This is a genomic window from Flavivirga aquimarina, from assembly GCF_030540835.1.
Taxonomy (GTDB): domain Bacteria; phylum Bacteroidota; class Bacteroidia; order Flavobacteriales; family Flavobacteriaceae; genus Flavivirga; species Flavivirga aquimarina.
The window spans coordinates 1-14,226 of the sequence record NZ_JAUOEK010000129.1 but is presented as its reverse complement, the minus strand read 5'-3'; the positions used below and the strand labels follow the sequence as shown (position 1 = coordinate 14,226).

Annotated in this window: 13 protein-coding genes; 12 read left to right on the top strand and 1 reads right to left on the bottom strand. The window is 32.5% G+C overall.

From position 1 onward, the window contains the following. Positions 1–456: 456 nt before the first annotated feature. The 12 genes from Q4Q35_RS12840 (at position 457) to Q4Q35_RS12785 (ending at position 11,769) form a co-directional block, all read left to right on the top strand. Positions 457–756 (top strand): EF-hand domain-containing protein, encoded by a 300-nt coding sequence (locus Q4Q35_RS12840; RefSeq protein ID WP_303278388.1) that lies wholly within the window; start codon positions 457–459, stop codon positions 754–756. A gap of 55 nt (positions 757–811) precedes the next feature. Beyond that, positions 812–1,531, top strand: a complete 720-nt coding sequence (locus tag Q4Q35_RS12835; protein ID WP_303278387.1) for a polyphosphate polymerase domain-containing protein — start codon at positions 812–814, stop codon at positions 1,529–1,531. Between the two features lie 3 nt (positions 1,532–1,534). Beyond that, complete coding sequence (locus tag Q4Q35_RS12830) at positions 1,535–2,155, top strand: DUF4956 domain-containing protein (protein WP_303278386.1); 621 nt, start codon at positions 1,535–1,537, stop codon at positions 2,153–2,155. 12 nt (positions 2,156–2,167) lie between these two features. Further along, positions 2,168–2,887 carry a DUF2490 domain-containing protein gene (locus Q4Q35_RS12825; protein WP_303278385.1) on the top strand — a complete coding sequence of 240 codons (720 nt, stop codon included), beginning with the start codon at positions 2,168–2,170 and terminating at the stop codon, positions 2,885–2,887. 2 nt (positions 2,888–2,889) lie between these two features. Then, positions 2,890–4,317, top strand: coding sequence for a CotH kinase family protein (locus tag Q4Q35_RS12820; protein WP_303278384.1), 1,428 nt, complete (start codon positions 2,890–2,892; stop codon positions 4,315–4,317). 403 nt (positions 4,318–4,720) lie between these two features. After that, the gene (locus Q4Q35_RS12815) at positions 4,721–5,464 is read left to right on the top strand and encodes a YHYH protein (protein WP_303278383.1); all 744 of its coding nucleotides are present in this window, start codon (positions 4,721–4,723) and stop codon (positions 5,462–5,464) included. Positions 5,465–5,475: 11 nt separating this feature from the next. Beyond that, the gene (locus tag Q4Q35_RS12810; RefSeq protein WP_303278382.1) at positions 5,476–6,099 is read left to right on the top strand and encodes a toxin-antitoxin system YwqK family antitoxin; all 624 of its coding nucleotides are present in this window, start codon (positions 5,476–5,478) and stop codon (positions 6,097–6,099) included. After that, positions 6,068–6,766 carry an SCO family protein gene (locus Q4Q35_RS12805; protein ID WP_303278381.1) on the top strand — a complete coding sequence of 233 codons (699 nt, stop codon included), beginning with the start codon at positions 6,068–6,070 and terminating at the stop codon, positions 6,764–6,766. Before Q4Q35_RS12810 ends, Q4Q35_RS12805 begins: the two co-directional genes overlap by 32 nt. Before the next feature lie 251 nt (positions 6,767–7,017). After that, entirely contained in the window at positions 7,018–7,929 is a 912-nt protein-coding gene (locus Q4Q35_RS12800) for a dihydrodipicolinate synthase family protein (RefSeq protein ID WP_437439746.1), read from the top strand. Positions 7,930–7,932: 3 nt separating this feature from the next. Next, entirely contained in the window at positions 7,933–9,459 is a 1,527-nt protein-coding gene (locus tag Q4Q35_RS12795; RefSeq protein WP_303278380.1) for an aldehyde dehydrogenase (NADP(+)), read from the top strand. Between the two features lie 30 nt (positions 9,460–9,489). Further along, entirely contained in the window at positions 9,490–10,497 is a 1,008-nt protein-coding gene (locus Q4Q35_RS12790) for a 4-hydroxyproline epimerase (RefSeq protein ID WP_303278379.1), read from the top strand. Between the two features lie 27 nt (positions 10,498–10,524). After that, on the top strand, positions 10,525–11,769 hold the full coding sequence (locus tag Q4Q35_RS12785; protein ID WP_303278378.1) for an NAD(P)/FAD-dependent oxidoreductase: 1,245 nt from the start codon (positions 10,525–10,527) through the stop codon (positions 11,767–11,769). A 20-nt stretch (positions 11,770–11,789) separates the two neighbouring features. Here the strand turns inward: Q4Q35_RS12785 and Q4Q35_RS12780 are convergent, their stop codons facing one another. Beyond that, on the bottom strand, positions 11,790–14,048 hold the full coding sequence (locus Q4Q35_RS12780) for a glycoside hydrolase family 3 N-terminal domain-containing protein (protein ID WP_303278376.1): 2,259 nt from the start codon (positions 14,046–14,048) through the stop codon (positions 11,790–11,792). Between the last annotated feature and the right edge of the window lie 178 nt (positions 14,049–14,226).

Genomic DNA, 14,226 nt, shown 5'->3' with positions numbered 1-14,226 from the left:
ACTGTCGATAAGCTTTTCTTGACGAAAATTTATTGGTTTTCGATACGATTTTTTGCAAAAATCATTCAAACTGACATAAATTTTCTTATCCAAGATTAACGTTTTTTTAAGTCAATCATAAAAGTAGTTTAAATGCTTTTTTAATGTTTTAACATAAAATTAAAAATAATTTAATATTAAAGCAACTTAAAAACAATACAAAAATTGTAAGAGTTTAAACAGAAAAGAACATTCATTAAAACCTACAAGAAACACCCTCATAAACAACAAATAATCAACTTTTTAACTAATAAAAACATTCTAAAAAAACCTATAAAAACAATACCATTTTTTATTAAAAATAAGACTTTCCTATGTTAAGAAATCTGCATTTTTTTTCCAAAAAAAGTAAATAAAGCACAAGTTTAAAAAAACTATTGCATCTAAAAAGTATCTAACAAATAAACAATAGATAATATGAAATGTAACAGATTAAAAACAACTTTTTTTATAGGAATGGTATCATTCTTATTTACACTAAATGCAAATGCTCAATCTTCTGAAAGGGATCAACAAGACAAAAAACGCCCGAGTATTGATGAGTTATTTACTAAAATGGATGAAAACGAAGATGGTAAACTTTCTGAAAAAGAAGTTAAAGGCCCATTGAAAAAAGATTTTGCAAAAATCGATACAGATGAAGATGGTTTTATCACAAAAGAAGAATTAGAAAAAGCACCAAAACCAAAAGGTAAAAGGCCAGCAAAAGAAGAATAACAACTTTTTATAGATCGTACCCCAAATGCAACAAAACATTAAAAAAAATATAAATATGTTTTCTACTATTTCATTAGAAGAAATGAATAGCGTAGCATTAATGAAAAGAACAGATACCAAGTTTATAATTCATAAGTCTCTGTTGATTTCAATTTTAGAAAACATAAAAAATGATTATAAAGTGTTGGAAATAGATAATCATAGAATAATGACTTATTCTTCTCTATATTTTGATACTAATGATACTAAATTTTATAAAGACCATCATAACGGAAAAAATAATAGAACAAAAATTAGGATTAGGAAGTATGTAGAATCCAACCTTTGCTTTCTTGAAATAAAACAAAAAAACGGCAAAGGAGTAACGATGAAATCCAGAACATCTATAAATGATTTTGAAACAGATTTATCTAAAAACTCTATAGATTTCATTACTGCTTCTACTTTAAAAACATATGACCTGTCTCCTACTTTATGGAACGATTTTAACCGGATGACCTTAGTTAATATTGGTTTTAACGAAAGAGTCACTATAGATTTAAATATACATTACACAATGGGTAAAATCGAAAAGATGTACGATGATTTAGTAATAATAGAAGTAAAACAAGAATCCTTTAATAGAAATTCTCCTATTGTTAAAATTTTAAAATCGTTTCAACACCATCCATATAGCATTAGTAAATACTGTATTGGAATGGTTAATCTCTATACCGATTTAAAATATAATCGCTTCAAAGAAAAATTAAATAAAATAAATAAAATTACAAACTAAATTATGGAGTTTTTAGATATACCCCTTTTTGATGACGATTTTTATAAAATGCTGTTTCGTTTTATCATAAACATGGCATTTTTAACCATTATCATTCGATATTTATATTACAGTTCAGCAAAACGAAAAGATTATTTATTTACTTATTATATGATTAGTATAATAGTATTCTTTTTATGTTTTACCCTTAAAAAATATGAACTCGATGTAGGTATGGCATTAGGTCTTTTTGCCATTTTTGGTATTATTCGGTACCGTACAGATCCTGTTGCTATAAAAGAAATGACTTACCTATTTATAGTTATAGGCGTATCAGTAATTAACTCATTGGCAAATAAAAAAATGAGTTATTCAGAAATTATTCTTGGTAACATAATCGTAGTAATCTCCATAGCAATTATAGAACGTGTCTGGCTATTAAAACACGAAGTAACCAAGCAAATAGTGTACGAAAATATAGAAAACATTAAACCAGAAAACTATGAGCTTCTTAAAAAAGATTTAGAACACAGAACAGGAATAACAATAAACAAAGTGACTTTAGGCGACGTAGATTTTTTAAAAGATACTGCCATATTAACAATTTATTACTATAACGAGAAGTATTACTCAAAAAACGTTTAAACAGATCGATTTATGAAAGTTTTAAAAATTTGGCAACCACTATATTTAAAAATAATACTATTAACATTATTATTCACAAATACCGGTTATACTCAAACAGATGATACAAACGATCTGGCAAGTTGGAATACCATTGCTATAGAATATCAATTAAATAAAAAATGGAGCTTTAGTTTAGAAGAACAATTGCGATTAAAAAATAATGTTTCAGAAATTGACAACTATTTTACAGAGTTAAACGCTGAATACGAGATATTTAACAATTTCAAATTAGGAGGCGGACTGCGTTATATACGAAAAAATGATAACCAAGGTAATATACAAGGTTATGAAAACCACTTCAGGTTTAATTTTGATACCTCTTATAAACATGAAATAGCAGATTTCTCACTAAAATATCGATTACGCTATCAAAATAAAAACGAATTAGGAGTTTCCAATGCAGAAGGTGATTATGCAAATCAGCATTTGCGTTTTAAAACAGCAGTTGTTTATAACATTAAAAAATGGAAGCTAGATCCTAAATTTTCGGCAGAGTTATTTCATCATTTTGAAAAAGGCGAAGCCAGTGAATTCAATAAATACAGATTAACACTAGGAACAGAATATAAATTTAAAACCCTTGGGAAAATTGGTGTGTTTTATGGCTTTGAAAAAGAATTAAATGAAACTATACCTGAAACCACAAATATCATTGGTTTAAAATATACTTATAAATTTAAAAATAAATAATTATGGAAAAAATAATTTTTAAAATATCAATACTATTAAGTTTCATGCTTTTAACAACCTATACATTTATAGGGTGTTCTAATGATGATACAGTTACCGAAACAGAAGAAGGATCTGATGATGGTGATGATACCGAAGTTGTAATTGATGATACCGATTTTGTAGCTACAGATTGGACAGACGCAACACATAGTAAAGATGCAGATCCAGATTTTGACGAAGTATTCGATGATACCGCTGTAAAAAGAATTGATTTAGTTATTTCAGAAGATAACTGGGATGTTATGCTGGCAGATATGACTGAATTATATGGGGCTTTTGGTAGTCGAGGCAATAGTGGTTTTTCTGATGAAGATCCCGTTTTTGTTCCTACTTCCGTTTTTTATAATGGAATCGAATGGTATAAAGTAGGGGTTCGTTTTAAAGGAAACTCTAGTTTAGCAAGTTCATGGAGAGCTGGAATTTTAAAACTATCATTTAAATTGGATTTTGATGAATTCGAAGATGACTATCCACAAATAGACAATCAACGTTTTTATGGATTTAAAAAACTTAGTCTTAAAAATAATTACGACGATAAATCCATGCTAAGAGAAAAAGTAGCTGCCGATGTCTTTAAAAATGCTGGTTTAGCAGTATCACATACATCTTTTTATACCGTTTATGTAGATCATGGAGATGGCCCAATATATTTTGGATTATACACCTTAGTCGAAGAAGTAGACGATACCGTTATAGAGACCCAATTTTCTGATGATGACGGGAACTTGTATAAGCCAGATGGTGATGCCGCTTGTTTTGCTTCAGGTACTTTTGATGAAGACGAATACGTAAAGAAAACAAATGAAGATGAAGCTGATTTTTCTGACGTTCAAAGTTTACTTACCATTATAAATGATGATACCAGAACCAGTGCCCCAACAACTTGGAGAGCTAATTTAGATGCAGTGTTCGATACAGATGTATTTTTAAAATATTTAGCTGTAAATACAGTGATTCAAAATTGGGATACCTATGGAAGAATGACACATAATTATTTTCTATATAACAACCCAGGTACCAGTAAATTAACATGGATTCCATGGGATAATAATGAATCACTCCAAACTGGTAAACAAGGTGGATCTCTATCATTGAATTTTTCAGATTTAAACGAAGCACAATGGCCTTTAATTGGGTATATGTATGAAGATGATGTTTATAAAGCAAAATACGACACTTATGTACAAGAGGTCGTAGATGGAGCATTTAACGTTAGTACGATACAATCTACTTATGCAACCTATGCAGCATTAATAGAATCTTATGCAACTTCAGAAATTTCTGGGTATACATTTTTAAATTCAAGTTCAGACTTTCAATCAGCTGTAAATACACTCAATTCCCATGTTGTATCACGTGCTGCTGCTGTTAGTAGTTATTTGAATTAAATGATTAGTTAATCAATTAAAAGGCTTCATGTTACAAGTATCATGGAGTCTTTTTTCAATATACTTATTAGAGATCTTTTTGTGTATTATAAAAAAAATATAACAGCAACACAAGTTTTAAAAAAATAACACATCTAAATATAAAACACTAAAACAATTACTAACTGCTATAAACCAATTAATAATCATATTGTATTATGTACAGTAGCAGTTAGTCTTTATATAAAGTGACAGTAAATTGATTATGATTTTGGTTAATAGCTTGAAAGGCTTCATGGTGTAAATATCATGAAGCTTTTCTTCTTAATGAGCTCTTTAACAGTCTTTTGAGTGTTTTTTTAAAAAAAACCCACAAGTTTTTTTAATATATTACATCTAAATATAAAACATTAAAACAATTATTATGAAAAACTTATTAAAACTTAGCTCATTACTAGCAGTACTCGTATCAATTTTTATGGCCTGCTCAAGTGATAACGATTCAACAGACGATGATGATGATGAAGGTACAGCAACATTACATGCTGCCTTCGAAGCATTTAATACAGACGCAACAACCATTTATTTAGATGGGTCTAACGTAGTTATAGAGACTACCGGTTTACCAGACCATGAAACAGTTTATTGGGGAGAGGGCAACGCCCTTTATAGAGAAGAGCCTGGCGTTGCACTAACACCAAGTATCATGACCAGTAATAATAATGCTGTAACAATAACAGTAGATGCAACTCCCAATTTAACAGGAAATACTGTTTCTACACAAGTAAACACTATTGGTATAGCCGTTAGTGGTTCATCTCTATTTAACGACCAAGAAGGTAATGGTGCATTAGACGCTGCAGCTGCAAGCTTAGATTGGACAGGAGCTCATATAGGTCCTGGCGTGTATCACTATCACCTAGAACCAAAGGCTTTTTCAGATGATGATGATAACTTAGTAGGCATATTGTTAGATGGTGTTTTTCTTTACGGAAGAAAATGCAATTCTACAGGAACTTATCCAACAGATTTAGATGCTTCCGGAGGACATACATCTACAACACAATACACAGATGGTCAAGAAGAATATCATTACCATATCATTAATGAAATATATTCTACCACTGGGTCTTACTTAGCATTTGCAGGACCTTACCAAGGTTACTAAAAAAACTCCTTATGAAACCTTTTATATTAATATTGCTAGTGATTTCCTTTGCAAGTTGCAAGGAAACACTGGCAGAAAAAAACACAACCAAGGACTATACTGTTGAAGAAAAAACAAGAGTTATAGAAGATATCGAAGTATCTAAAAAAGAATTGATTCTTAATCAAATTGAAGGTAAATGGTATTATAAAAATCAACCCTATAATGGTTATTCAGTAAAATTTCATTCAAATGGTACTCTAGAAGAAAGACTCGGTTTTTTTAAAGGCAAAAGAGAAGGCGTTGCCAAAAGATGGTCTAAAAATGGCGTATTGCGCGTACAATCCTATTATAACCAAAATAAGTTAGTGGGTGTTTATAAAAGTTGGTGGGAAAATGGCACTTTGGGAGAAGAGTCCAACTATATAAATGGTCTAAAGCAAGGTATAGAAAAGCAATGGCATTCCAATGGGCAACTAGCTAAATTAAGGCATCTAAAAGATGGAAAAGAAAACGGTATGCAACAAGCTTGGTTAAAAAACGGAAAATTATATGTAAATTATGAAGCTAAAAACGGACGCATTTTTGGTTTAATGCGTTCTAACTTATGTTATCAACTAAAAGATGAAGTCGTTGTTAGAAGTCGTAAAAACTAATAGATTATTATTTATTTTTTTGCTTGCAATTTTTATAAGTTGTAAAAAAGAAATAAAAAAAGAACATATAAAAGTAGAAGAAACAAGTAGGGTAAAATATTTGCCTTATTATGATGATGAATCTTTTACGCCCCATTGGTTAGTACCTAATAGCAAAGAAGAAAAGGCGTTTCATAAAATCCCCGATTTTAAATTAATAAATCAGTTGGGAGATACAGTTACACAAAAAACCTTCGATAATAAAATATATATAGTAAACTTCTTTTTTACAAGCTGTCCCGGTATTTGTCCAAAAATGACTAACAATATGGTTAGCCTACAAGAAGAGTTTAAAGAAGATGCAGACATATTATTCCTATCACATTCGGTTACCCCAACTATAGATTCAGTTTCAGTACTTAAAAAGTATGCCGAAAGACATGGTGTTAATAATAATAAATGGCATATGGTAACAGGAAACAAAACAGACATCTATAATCTGGGAAGAAATCAATATTTCGTTGAAAACGATTTAGGTGTTCCTAAAGATGTGAATGATTTTTTACATACCGAAAATTTCTTACTCATAGATAACAGCAAACACATCCGAGGTATCTATAATGGATTAAACAGAGCCTCAATTGCACAATTAATTACAGATATTAAGGCTCTAAAATTAGAACACTAACAAAACTTCTTAAAAATTAAGACGAAAACTATTAAAGGTCTCGATAGTAACATATATACGCTCACCCCTATTTATACTAGTCATCATAACAAATAAAGAAGTTTCGACTTAAAGCTTGTCTTGAGCACCCCTCCAATGTCATTAAGCGACTACCTCCCATATTACAATATAGTATTATAATACGCTAACAACCTTATAGTACCTTTTTCGTTAAATATCTAAATTTGTAAGTAAGCAAATAAATTAAGATTATGATACATTGGGAAGGTGTTATGCCTGCAGTAACAACAAAATTTACAAGTAATGATGAGTTAGACCTTGTAACGTTCGAAAAAAACATCAATGCACAAATGGAGGCTGGTGTTCATGGAATAATCCTTGGAGGCACATTAGGCGAAGCAAGTACGCTTGTACAAGAAGAAAAGGAAATTCTAATAAAAAAGACACTTTTAATTACTGATGGAAAAATTCCAGTAATTATTAATATTGCCGAACAAAGTACCAAACAAGCTATTGCCGTTGCTAAACATGCCGAATCCGTTGGTGCCAATGGTTTAATGATTTTACCTCCAATGCGATATAAAGCAACAGATTTTGAAACCGTAACTTACTTTGCCGAAATAGCAAAAAACACGTCATTACCAATTATGATTTATAATAATCCGATAGATTATAAAATAGACGTAACTTTAGAAATGTTAGAAGATTTAATAAAATATGATAACATCCAAGCAGTAAAAGAATCTACCAGAGATATTACAAATGTCATCAGAATAAAAAACCGCTTTGGTGAACGTTTAAAAGTATTTACAGGCGTTGATACGCTTGGTTTAGAAAGCTTGGTTATAGGAGCAGATGGCTGGGTTGCAGGTTTGGTTTGTGCATATCCGGCAGAAACAGTCGCTATATATAAATTAGTAAAAGCAGGTAAAATTGAAGACGCTTTAAATATTTATCGTTGGTTTATGCCATTATTAGAACTAGATATTAGTCCTCAATTAGTTCAAAACATTAAATTAGCAGAAGTAGCAACAGGTATTGGTACCGAAAATGTTAGAGCTCCAAGGTTACCCTTGCAAGGTTTAGAAAGAGACCGTGTTTTAAACATTATAAACACAGCTATGAAAAACAGACCATCGTTACCAGATTATAAAAATTTATAAAAAATGATTACAGGCAAAAATTATATTGGAAATAAACTTAGTGCACAAGGTGACATTCAACATAAAACAATAAACCCTAAACTAAATAAAGAAAACCCAACACCTTTTTTTGAAGCAACTATTAAAGAAATTGATGAAGCTGTTCAACTAGCATCTGAAGCTTTTAAAAAATACAGAAAAGTATCTGGTGCCCAACGAGCAAATTTCTTAAATGCCATTGCAGATGAGATTTTAAATTTAGACCAAGAATTAATAGACATTTATACTATGGAAACTGGCCTACCCGAAGGTAGAGCAATTGGAGAACGAGGACGAACCATATTTCAATTACGTTCATTTGCCGAATTAGTTTCTAATGAAGATTGGAGAGAAAACACCATAGATGAAGCTATTCCTGATAGAAAACCATTACCTAAAAATGATCTTAGAAAAACTCTAATACCTTTAGGACCAGTCGTTGTATTTGGAGCAAGTAACTTCCCTTTAGCCTATTCAACCGCAGGCGGAGATACAGCAAGTGCATTAGCTTCAGGCTGTCCGGTCATTATAAAAGCACACGAAATGCATTCTGGCACATCAGAATTAGTTGCTTCAGCAATTATTAAAGCGGCAGAAAAAACAGGAATGCCAAATGGTGTTTTTTCAAACTTAATAGGACGAGGTAAAATTGTTGGAACAGCATTAGTGAATAATCCAAAAGTTAAAGCCGTAGGGTTTACAGGAAGTATAGCCGGAGGCAGGGCACTTTTTAATTTAGCATCGCAACGTGAAGAACCCATCCCTGTATTTGCAGAAATGGGAAGTATTAACCCTGTAATAATAACGCCAAAGGCCTTAAATAAAAGATCTGAAGAAATAGCCAGCACTTATGCTAATTCTATAACATTAGGAACAGGGCAATTTTGTACAAACCCTGGTTTAATATTAACCATCGATAGCGATAAAACAGTAAACTTCATTAACGATTTAGCAAAAAAAACCATTGCCATTGAACCACAATGTATGCTGCACCCCAATATTAAAAGTGGTTTCGATAAAAATAGCACAAATATTACAGCTCTAAGTGGTATTGAAGTTATAGGCAAAGCCCAAGACGAATTAAAAAATAATTATGCAGCATCACAAATAGTGAGTGTGTCTGGAGCAGACTTTTTAGCAAATCCTAAAATGCATCAAGAAGTTTTTGGTCCTTTTTCCTTAGTTGTTAAAAGTAAAAATGAAGATGAGTTAATTAAAATAATTAATAACTTAGAAGGTCAATTAACAGGAACTATAATAGCCGAAGAAGAAGAATATTCAGAGCTTGAAAACCTTGTAGACGCATTAGAAAATCGTGTTGGTAGAATTATTTTCAATGGTGTTCCAACCGGAGTAGAAGTTTGCCCTTCAATGCAACATGGTGGGCCTTACCCTGCCTCAACAGACTCTAGATTTACTGCCGTTGGAACCAATTCAATAAAAAGATGGGTAAGACCTATAAGTTACCAATCTTTCCCCAACACATTGTTACCTAAAGCCCTACAAAGGTAAATTTATTAAAATCTCTTGCAATAAATAGAAATGGATAAAAAAACGTTCTCTTGTATAGATGCGCATACTTGTGGTAACCCTGTTCGTGTTGTAGTAGGTGGCGCACCAACCCTTATAGGCAAAACTATGAAAGAAAAACGACAACATTTTCTTAAAGAATTCGATTGGATTCGTAAAGGATTGATGTTCGAACCCAGAGGGCATGATATGATGAGCGGAAGCATCTTATATCCACCTCACGATACCAAAAATGATATTGCAACTCTTTTTATAGAAACCTCTGGTTGCCTCCCAATGTGTGGACATGGAACCATAGGGACTATTACTGTAGCCATTGAAGAAGGAATAATTATACCCAAAAAGCACGGAGAAATAAAAATGGAAACTCCGGCCGGACTAGTAAAAATTAAATACAAACAAACTGGAGATAAAGTAGACTGGGTAAAATTAGTTAATGTTAAATCCTATTTAGCAGCTAAAAACTTAGTGGTTGATTGCCCCGAACTGGGCGACATTAATTTTGATGTAGCCTATGGCGGAAATTACTATGCCATAGTAGACCCTCAAAAAAACTTTAGTGGTATTGATAATTTCACAGCAAGCGACCTTATTAAATATTCGCAAACCGTTAGAGAACGTATAAACACCAAATATCCAAATATGTTTGTACATCCAGAAGATTCTACAATTAGAGACGTAAGTCATATGCTCTGGACCGGATCTCCTTTAGATCCTAAATCTTCAGGAAGAAATGCCGTTTTTTATGGCGACAAGGCAATAGACCGCTCTCCTTGTGGTACCGGAACCTCTGCCCGTATGGCTCAATTACATGCCAAAGGCAAATTAAAACTAGGTGAGACATACACTCATGAAAGCTTTATTGGAAGTAAATTTATCGGTAAAATAGAAACAGAAACAACATTAGCTGGCGAAAAAGCCATTATTCCCAGTATCCAGGGATGGGCTCAAGTTACAGGGTACAATAGAATTATTATTGACGATAACGATCCTTATGCTTATGGGTTTCAAGTATTATAAAGGCCTCAAATGTAAAGAGAAATTAAGATGAAAAAAGTGGTTATAATTGGAGGTGGAATTTCTGGATTATGCAGTGCTTACTACTTGCTAAAACAAGGATATGCAGTAACCGTTTTAGATAAAAGCGACATATCAACAGGTGCTTCATTCATTAACGCCGGTTATGTAATACCCAGTCATTTTATTCCATTAGCAGCCCCGGGTATTATGACGCAAGGTTTAAAATGGTTATTAAATAGCTCAAGTCCTTTTTACATTAAGCCCAGATTAGATTTCGATTTTTTTAAGTGGGCTATACGCTTTAAAAAATCGGCTACTGAATCTAATGTAGAAAGATCAATTCCCATATTGAAAGCGCTAAATTTAAAAAGCCAATATCTATATGAAAACATGCTTGCGTCCTTGGATTTTCATTTTCATTATGAAAAAAAAGGCCTATTAATGGCGTTTAGCAGTACTAAAATTCAGGAAGAAGAATATAAAATTGCCAAACGAGCCGTAGAAGAAGGCTTAGATCTTGCCTATCTTTCGAAATCTGAATTAATCAATATGGAACCTGTTTTTTCAGATCATGCTATTGGAGCGATACATTATAAATGTGATTCCCATACAACGCCTAATCATTTTATGAACCAAATGAAAACCTGGCTAAAATCTAAAGGTGTTGTTTTTGAAATAAATCAAAAAGTTGAAAAATTCACAGCTAACAAAAAACAAATCTCATCTGTAATAACCCAAAATTCGGTTTTTGAAGCTGATGAGTTTGTGCTTGCTGCCGGAAGCTGGACTTCAAGCTTAGCATCTTCATTAAACTTGAATATTCCCATACAAGGTGGCAAAGGGTATAGTTTAGATGTTTACAGACCTACAAGTATATCCATACCAACTTTATTATTAGAAGCCAAAGTTGCGGTAACACCTATGGAAAATTTCACTCGATTTGCAGGGACTATGGAGTTTTCGGGAAACAATACCATTATAAGAAAAAAACGCGTTGAAGCTATAGCAAGAGCAGCTAAAAACTATTATAAAGATGTAGAAATCAATCAAGAGGAAAAAAACAATGCCAAATCCGGGTTAAGACCTGTTTCTCCTGATGGTTTACCCTACATAGGTAGAACAAGTAAATACAATAACTTAACCATTGCATCTGGACATGCCATGATGGGTTGGAGCTTGGGTCCAATTACAGGAAAATTAGTAACTGAAACAATAAACAATCAAAAAACCTCGGTTGATTTAACACCCTTTTCTCCAGAAAGATTCAAATAATATATCTGATTTGACTATCGTTAAATAACTAGCCTAAACCCTACCGTACTCACTTCTTTTGATGACGTTCCTATCATAACAGTATAATCTCCGGCTTCAAGAGTTTTATCCATTTTTAAGCCTGTAAATTCCAGCATTTTTGGTGTAATAGTAAAATTTACTGTTTTAGTTTCTCCGGAACTCAATTCAATTTTTTCAAAACCTTTCAATTCCTTATCTGGCCTAACAACCGAACCTATATGATCTTTAATATACATTTGAACAACTTCTTTTGCTTTTACATGTCCTGTATTGGTAATATTAATACTTACTGTAATTTCAGTTTCTGGCGTTATTTCTGGATTAGATATTTTTAAATCAGAATAATTAAATGATGCATAGCTCAAACCATATCCAAATGGATAAAGCGGGCCATTCTCAATAAATAAATATCCTTTTTTATTATTTATTTCTTTAGCACTGTAATGAAATGGCAACTGCCCTATATTCTTAGGAATTGTAACTGGTGATTTTCCTGAAGGTGATACATCACCAAAAATTATTTTCGCCATAGAATTATCGCCAAATTCACTTAAATCCCAACCATCCAATATAGCATCAGCTTTATCTGATATGGTATTGATTGCCAATGTTCGTCTATGTTTTAAAACAACAATTGTAGGCTTTCCTAAAGCTTTAACTTTTGTAATTAATTCATCCTGTGGACCAAGAGGTTCTATAGTAGCCCTATCTCCTAAAGCACTACCAAAAAAAGCTTCTTTTGAAGTAAATTTATCACCTCCTAAAAAAAGAATAACTACATCCGATTTTTTTGCAATTCCAATTAACTTTTCAACCGCTTCATCATTATTAACTGTTAATTTTGGAATCCCTCTTTTTTCATTTGTAATTTTAAACCCTTTTTCAGAAACAAAGGAAATATTGTTTCCTGCAACCGCTTCAAATCCCGCTTTTGTATTATCGCTTACTAACGGACCTAATAAAGCTATTTTTTTATTAGTTTCCTTAGATAACGGTAAGGTTTCATTCTCGTTTTTTAATAAAATAATGGATTCTAAATCTGCTTCTTGAGCTAAATCTAATGAAGATTTTTTTCTAACATTTTCTTCAACGGTATTTAAATCAATATACGGATTATCAAAAAGCCCTAGAATAAACTTCGTTTTCAAAACTCGTTTCGCAGCTTTATCAATAAAAGCTTCTATTTCTGGGTTTTGTTGAATCATTTTTGGTAAATGCGCATAAGCATCTTCAGAATACAAATCAACATCAACACCAGCTTTTAACCCTATTAATGCCGCCTCTTCGTATGATTCTGCAACCTTCATAAAAGAAAACAAACGGGCAATATCATTTGCATCAGACACGACGTAGCCTTCAAAACCCCATTGATCTCTTAAAACACCTGTAAGAAGCGCTGGATTTCCATGACTGGCAATACCGTTTAAATCACCATGAGATGCCATAACCCCTAATGTTTTGGCCTCCTTAACAGCTGCTTCAAAGGGTGGGTAAATTTCATCAATTAAAGTTCTTGGTGATATTTCTATAGCCGCAAAGTTAGTCCCTCCTAAAACTTGTCCGTAACCTGCAAAATGCTTCGCTACAGCTCCAATATGAGTCCCATTCCCTAACCCTTTATAATCTCCTTGAACACCTTTTATAGCATGAGTAACCATTTGGGTTGTTAAATAAGTATCCTCTCCAAAAGCCTCACTCATTCTACCAAAACGGGGATCTCGAACTATATCTGCCTCTGGCGAATGGCACATGTGCATACCTCTTAAACGGGCTTCTCTTCCTACGACATCCCAAATACGTTTTACCAAATCTGTATTAAATGAAGCCGCAGATGTAATAGGCCTTCCAAATTTAGTACATCCTTCTGCATCAACACCATTATAAGATTCTGTTACAAATAATGCAGGAATACCCCATCGATTATTTTCTATAATATACTTTTGAAGTTCATTATTAAGCGTTGCTGCTTCTAACGGGCTATTATGCTCTGCTGGATTTTTAATCCCTGCGATCCCTAGTTTTAGTTTTTCTTTCACTTTATCGGATAAAGCTAAACGACCTTCTTTATCTGATTTTACTCCAATGTTAGCATGAAAAATTCGCAATTGGGCTACTTTTTCTTCTAAAGACAATAATGGTAATAAAGCATTTACACGCTCATCTACAGACAAGGAAGTATCCTTATAATCTTTTGGAATAGACTCGTTACAGGAAATAAACAAAATGCTTATTATAAAAAGGGAGCAAAATTTCTTCATTATTCTTAATTTATAAATTTCTCTAGACAAATTTGAATTAATAAAGAATTTCTTGAAACCAACTATCCTCGAGGCAGTCCCGATAGCTATCGGGACATAGAGGTATTTCGCTGGTTTCATTTTGACCTAAAAAGGTCAAAAACCGAAATTCTGTATTTAGATTCCCGTTTTCACGGGA

Bases quoted from the DNA above. Each gene is read 5' to 3' on its own strand.
- Q4Q35_RS12840 (WP_303278388.1), top strand. From the start codon at position 457: ATGAAATGTAACAGATTAAAAACAACTTTTTTTATAGGAATGGTATCA.
- Q4Q35_RS12835 (WP_303278387.1), top strand. From the start codon at position 812: ATGTTTTCTACTATTTCATTAGAAGAAATGAATAGCGTAGCATTAATG.
- Q4Q35_RS12830 (WP_303278386.1), top strand. From the start codon at position 1,535: ATGGAGTTTTTAGATATACCCCTTTTTGATGACGATTTTTATAAAATG.
- Q4Q35_RS12825 (WP_303278385.1), top strand. From the start codon at position 2,168: ATGAAAGTTTTAAAAATTTGGCAACCACTATATTTAAAAATAATACTA.
- Q4Q35_RS12820 (WP_303278384.1), top strand. From the start codon at position 2,890: ATGGAAAAAATAATTTTTAAAATATCAATACTATTAAGTTTCATGCTT.
- Q4Q35_RS12815 (WP_303278383.1), top strand. From the start codon at position 4,721: ATGAAAAACTTATTAAAACTTAGCTCATTACTAGCAGTACTCGTATCA.
- Q4Q35_RS12810 (WP_303278382.1), top strand. From the start codon at position 5,476: ATGAAACCTTTTATATTAATATTGCTAGTGATTTCCTTTGCAAGTTGC.
- Q4Q35_RS12805 (WP_303278381.1), top strand. From the start codon at position 6,068: ATGAAGTCGTTGTTAGAAGTCGTAAAAACTAATAGATTATTATTTATT.
- Q4Q35_RS12800 (WP_437439746.1), top strand. From the start codon at position 7,018: ATGATACATTGGGAAGGTGTTATGCCTGCAGTAACAACAAAATTTACA.
- Q4Q35_RS12795 (WP_303278380.1), top strand. From the start codon at position 7,933: ATGATTACAGGCAAAAATTATATTGGAAATAAACTTAGTGCACAAGGT.
- Q4Q35_RS12790 (WP_303278379.1), top strand. From the start codon at position 9,490: ATGGATAAAAAAACGTTCTCTTGTATAGATGCGCATACTTGTGGTAAC.
- Q4Q35_RS12785 (WP_303278378.1), top strand. From the start codon at position 10,525: ATGAAAAAAGTGGTTATAATTGGAGGTGGAATTTCTGGATTATGCAGT.
- Q4Q35_RS12780 (WP_303278376.1), bottom strand. From the start codon at position 14,048: ATGAAGAAATTTTGCTCCCTTTTTATAATAAGCATTTTGTTTATTTCC.